This is a genomic window from Moorena sp. SIO4A1, from assembly GCF_010672065.1.
Lineage (GTDB): Bacteria > Cyanobacteriota > Cyanobacteriia > Cyanobacteriales > Coleofasciculaceae > Moorena.
Window position 1 is genome coordinate 1 of record NZ_JAAHHX010000746.1, and the last position, 1,410, is coordinate 1,410.

The following is a 1,410-nucleotide window of genomic DNA, read 5'->3' on the forward strand; positions in this document are numbered from 1 at the left end:
CCCTACGCAACTACTCCCTACTCCCTACTCCCTACTCCCTACTCCCGATTCCCTACTCCCTACTCCCTACTCCCTATTCCCTATTCCCTATTCCATCTATTTAACTCCTAAAAGATATTGGTCTATCATTGAAGTATTGTGATTAACCAAGTGAGCATGGAGTGGTTTTCTAACCCACCCGAACCAGGGAAAATTGATGGCAAAGGGGGATATATATTGTAGTATAATTACAAATCTGGGTTTTTTTCCTGGTCGGCTACCGAAATGGAAACATCGGGATGTATCCGCAAATATCATTGTCCCCGACGCACCAGTTATCGAATAGAAATGTTGCGGATCAATCAAGCGACTGATCCACTCATCCGTTAGTCTTCCCCCTTGATAGGATCGGTAGATTTTCTGGGATTCTTGTGCTGGGATTAGGGTCAGAGGACCAGACTCTTCTGTCACATCCTCTACATGAATATATAGCTTGATTTGCCTAACGCCTTCCGGGTCTAAATGAAAAAATTGAGCTCCTCCTTCATAGAGTTTTTTATTGGGCGAGTAGAGTAACTTCACACCATTGATAATTGGTAAAATGCCAATGTATTTTGTTACTATACTTACTAAGGTTCGATCACAAGCTAGTTTTACTAAAGACTCCGTAAGTTTAGACTTATCTGGATGGATACCTCTGAGGTATTCTTCTTTTCCTTCACCTTGTTTGGTAAAAATAGATTGATCAACAGTAGCGATATAGTCCCGACATTCTCCAATCACTTCGCTAACTGGATCAAAAGTTTTGGGAAACCACACTAAAAATCCATCTTTTTTAGAGATACTAGGTAATTTACCTTGACAATTAATAACGCTAATTCCTAAATCTTTGCGAATACTATAAGTAGGAAAGCTTAAAAATTTACTAATCCTTTCGTAAATCTTTCGCTTGCCGTAGGGATAGTTAAAGTGCTTCTGGTTTTCAATAAACAGTTTAGTGATCAAAGGGTGCATCTAAACGTTGTAACTCTATAACTCAGCGATGCAGCGCCGACCTGAGCAGGTTTCTTCCCTCAGGGACTGCATTAAGACAGTCAGATGCACCAGTTTAGTCTACCAAACGGTAAAACCGCCATCGACTCGGAGTTCGATACCTGTGACATAGGCAGAGGCATCGGATGCTAGAAACACCAATGGGCCAAGTAAATCATCAAACTCTGCCATCCGTCCTAGAGGAACGCGATCGCAAAATTGACCTTTGAATTCCTCATCCTGTCCCCCCAAGACTCCTCCCGGAGAAAGGGTATTAACCCGGACACCAAAGGGTCCCCAGTGGGTAGCAAAGTACCGGGTTAAATTCACCAGTGCTGCCTTCGATGCCCCATAGGCAGGGGGTTTCAAAAAAGGAGGGTCGCACTCCAGATGCTCATA

The 1,410-nt window shown here is 43.0% G+C and carries 2 protein-coding genes; both read right to left on the reverse strand.

From position 1 onward, the window contains the following. Window positions 1–96: 96 nt before the first annotated feature. Window positions 97–984, reverse strand: a complete 888-nt coding sequence (locus tag F6K53_RS42560) for a hypothetical protein (protein WP_293063011.1) — start codon at window positions 982–984, stop codon at window positions 97–99. 108 nt (window positions 985–1,092) lie between these two features. After that, a partial coding sequence (locus tag F6K53_RS42565; RefSeq protein ID WP_293086591.1) for an SDR family oxidoreductase occupies window positions 1,093–1,410 on the reverse strand: 318 nt, incomplete at its 5' end.